This window comes from Tepidimonas fonticaldi (genome assembly GCF_007556755.1).
Classification (GTDB): Bacteria; Pseudomonadota; Gammaproteobacteria; order Burkholderiales; family Burkholderiaceae_C; genus Tepidimonas; species Tepidimonas fonticaldi.
In genome coordinates this window covers 1-3,479 of the sequence record NZ_VJOO01000062.1, presented here as the reverse complement: position 1 = coordinate 3,479, position 3,479 = coordinate 1, and the positions used below count along the sequence as shown (strand labels likewise).

At 72.6% G+C, this 3,479-nt stretch carries 3 protein-coding genes and 1 pseudogene; 3 read left to right on the top strand and 1 reads right to left on the bottom strand.

Annotation, left to right across the window (positions count from 1 at the left end; genetic code table 11):
* The first annotated feature begins 12 nt into the window (after window positions 1-12).
* Genes cysD through cobA form a run of 3 tightly spaced genes read left to right on the top strand, consistent with a single transcriptional unit; the run spans window position 13 to window position 3,039 of the window.
* Complete coding sequence (gene cysD / locus Tfont_RS14220; RefSeq protein WP_068607061.1) at window positions 13-972, top strand: sulfate adenylyltransferase subunit CysD; 960 nt, start codon at window positions 13-15, stop codon at window positions 970-972.
* Window positions 972-2,264, top strand: coding sequence for a sulfate adenylyltransferase subunit 1 (locus tag Tfont_RS14215; RefSeq protein WP_143969919.1), 1,293 nt, complete (start codon window positions 972-974; stop codon window positions 2,262-2,264). Before cysD ends, Tfont_RS14215 begins: the two co-directional genes overlap by 1 nt.
* A 1-nt stretch (window position 2,265) precedes the next feature.
* Window positions 2,266-3,039, top strand: coding sequence for a uroporphyrinogen-III C-methyltransferase (gene cobA, locus Tfont_RS14210; protein WP_058616755.1), 774 nt, complete (start codon window positions 2,266-2,268; stop codon window positions 3,037-3,039).
* On the opposite strand, the pseudogene Tfont_RS14205 reads toward cobA, so the two are convergent.
* Window positions 2,985-3,314 (bottom strand): annotated as a pseudogene (locus Tfont_RS14205) (AMP-binding enzyme); the annotation flags it as partial. The gene cobA and the pseudogene Tfont_RS14205 overlap by 55 nt on opposite strands.
* Between the last annotated feature and the right edge of the window lie 165 nt (window positions 3,315-3,479).

Below are 3,479 nucleotides of genomic sequence, written 5' to 3'. Positions count from 1 at the left end.
CCCAAGCCCCGTATGAACGCCCCTGTCACCCCCCACCATCTGCTGCCCGACATCGACTGGCGTCACCTCGACGCGCTGGAGGAAGAGGGCATCTACCTGCTGCGCGAAGCCGTGGCCGCGTTCGAGCGCCCGGCGCTGTTGTTCTCGGGCGGCAAGGACTCGTGCGTCGTGCTGCATCTGGCGCGCAAGGCCTTCCAACAGCGCCGCCCCGACGGCGGCTGGAGCGGGCGGCTGCCGCTGCCGCTGCTGCACGTGGACACCGGGCACAACTTCCCGGAGGTGATCGCCTTTCGCGACGAGCTGGTGCAACGCCACGGCGACACACTGATCGTCGGCGCGGTGGAGGACTCGATCGCGCGCGGCACGGTGCGGCTGGCCGATCCCCTGGCCTCGCGCAATGCGCACCAGAGCGTCACGCTGCTGGAGGCGATCGAGGCGCACCGCTTCGACGTGCTGATCGGCGGGGCCCGCCGCGACGAGGAGAAAGCCCGTGCCAAGGAGCGCATCTTCAGCCACCGCGACGCCTTCGGCCAATGGCAGCCCAAGGCCCAGCGGCCGGAGCTGTGGACGCTGTTCAACACCCGGCTGCAGCCGGGCGAGCACATGCGGGCCTTCCCGATCAGCAACTGGACCGAGCTGGATGTGTGGGCCTACATCGCGCGCGAGCGCATCGCGCTGCCGACGCTGTACTGGGCACACGAACGCGCCGTGGTGCGCCGCCAGGGGCTGCTGGTGCCGGTGACGCCGGTCACGCCGCCGCGCGCGGGCGAGACCGTCGAGACCGTGCGCGTGCGCTTTCGCACCGTGGGCGACATGACCTGCACCTGCCCGGTGGAGAGCACGGCCGACAGCGCCGAGGCCATCGTGGCCGAGACGCTGCGCGCCGACGTCAGCGAACGCGGCGCCACCCGGGTGGACGACCGCACCAGTGACGCCGCGATGGAGCGGCGCAAGCGCGAGGGCTACTTCTGATGAACGACACGATCACCCCCCAACGGGCGGCGGCCCGCCACGCGGCGCTGCGCTTTCTGACCGCCGGCAGCGTGGACGACGGCAAGAGCACGCTGATCGGCCGGCTGCTCTACGACAGCCGGGCGCTGCTGACCGACCAGGTGGAGGCGCTGCGTCGGCACAGCCGCAGCAGCGGTGCGCTGGACCTGTCGCTGCTCACCGACGGCCTGGAGGCCGAGCGCGAACAGGGCATCACCATCGACGTGGCTTACCGCTACTTCGCCACGCCGCGGCGCAAATTCATCATCGCCGATGCGCCGGGGCACGAGCAGTACACCCGCAACATGGTCACCGCCGCTGCGGGCAGCCACGCCGCCGTGGTGCTGGTGGATGTGACCAAGCTCGACCTGAGCCGCCGCCCCGTGACGCTGCTGCCCCAGACCCGGCGCCATGCGCTGCTGGCGCACCGGCTGGGCGTGCCGCACCTGGTGTTCACCGTCAACAAGATCGATGCCGTGCCGGACGCCGGGGCCGCCTACGCGGCCGTGCGCCAGGCGCTCGAGGCCTTTGCCCGGCGGGCCGGGCTGGAGCCGGCCGGCATCGTGCCGGTATCGGCCCTGCGCGGGGACAATGTGACCGCGCCGCTGGATGCCGACTGGTACGACGGCCCGCCGCTGCTGGCGCTCCTGGAATCGCTGCCCGTGCTGCAACCGGACGGGGACGCGCCCTGGCGGCTGCCGGTGCAATGGGTGGCCCGCGGTGGGGACGGCACCGGTCACCAGCCGCGCATCTGCTGGGGCCGTCTGGCCACCGGCACGGTGCGCCCCGGCGATGCGGTGGCGGTCTTTCCCTCCGGCGAGACGGCGCGCGTGGCGCAGGTGTTGCACCACGCCGGTCAGCCCCTGGCCGCGGGCGACGCCGGCCAATCGGTCGGCCTGGTGCTGGACCGCGCGATCGACGTCTCGCGCGGCGACTGGCTGGCGGCCCCCGGTGCACTGGAGGGGCGCCGCCGCTTCGCCGCCACCCTGGCCTGGCTGGACCCCGAACCCGCCCTGGTGGGGCGGCGCTACTGGCTGCGCCACGGCCACCGCTGGGTGCAAGGGCGCCTCGTCGCCATCGAACACCGGCTGGACATCGATACGCTGGAACCGGTCGAGGCCCAGCACCTGGGCGTCAACGACCTGGGGCGGGTGGTGGTGGAAACCGCCGAGCCGCTGCCGTTGACGGCGTTCAGCGGCTCGACCGAGGGCGGTGCCCTGATCGTCGTCGATCCGGCCACGCACCGCACCAGCGGCGCCCTGCTGGTGGACTGACATGGGGACGATTGCCTTCATCGGCGCCGGCCCCGGCGCGGCCGATCTGATCACCGTGCGCGGCGCGCGCCTGCTGGCCGAGGCCGAGGTGGTGCTGGCGGACGCCCTGACCGACCCCGCCTTGCGGGCCTTGGCCCCGCAGGCCCACTGGATCGACGTCGGCAAGCGCGGCTTTGGCCGCGCCACGGAACAGACGGTGATTCACGCCCTGCTGCTGCACCATGCGGCCACCGGCGCGCGGGTGGTGCGCCTCAAAGGCGGCGACCCCAGCGTTTTCGGCCGGCTGGAAGAGGAACTGGCCGCCGTGCGCGCCGCCGGCCACGAGGCCGTGGTGGTGCCCGGCGTGACCGCCGCCCTGGCCGCCGCGGCCGATGCGCAGCAACCGCTAACCCGGCGCGGGCACGGCCGCAGCGTCGCCTTGACCACGGCCATGACGCGCGAACACGACCTGCAAGCCGGTCGCCACGCGGACACGGAGGTGTTCTACATGGCCGGCAAGCAGTTGCCTGGCCTGGCGCGGCAGTTGGCGGCCGCTGGCTGGCCGGCGACCACGCCGGTCAGTGTGGTCTCGCGCGCCGGCTGGCCGGATGCCATCCACTCCCAGCACACACTCGATACGCTGGCACAGGCCAGCGTGCTGCACAGCGGACGTCCGACGGTGGTGTGGATCGGTGCCGGGGCCCGGGCGCTGCCCGCCGCACCCGCCCCGGCGGAGCGCCCTCAGGCAGACGCGGACAAGCGCGCACGCAGCTCGGTCTTGAGGACCTTGCCGTAGTGGTTTTTGGGCAGGGCGTCGAGGAACACATAGCGCTTGGGCCGCTTGAAGCGCGCGATGTGCGCCAGGCAGTGCGCATCCAGCGCTTCGGCGCTGGGGGCCGCGCCGGGCTGCGCGACGACGAAGGCCACCACCACCTCACCCCACTCCGGGTCGGGCGCGCCGACCACGGCCACCTCGGCCACGCCCGGGGCGGTCAGCAGTACCTCCTCCACCTCGCGCGGGTAGATGTTGGAGCCGCCGCTGATGACCAGGTCCTTGCTGCGGTCCTTCAGCTTGACATCCTCCCCCGCCTAAAGTCGGGGGATTCCTGCGGCGCTCACCCCGGCATCGAGCCGGAATGAGTCGCTTCGGTGGGTTCCTGCTGCTGGCGGCATGACTGCACCGCTCACTTCACAGGCGCAACGGGCGTGTCCCGCCCTGAGTATGTTGATCGCGCC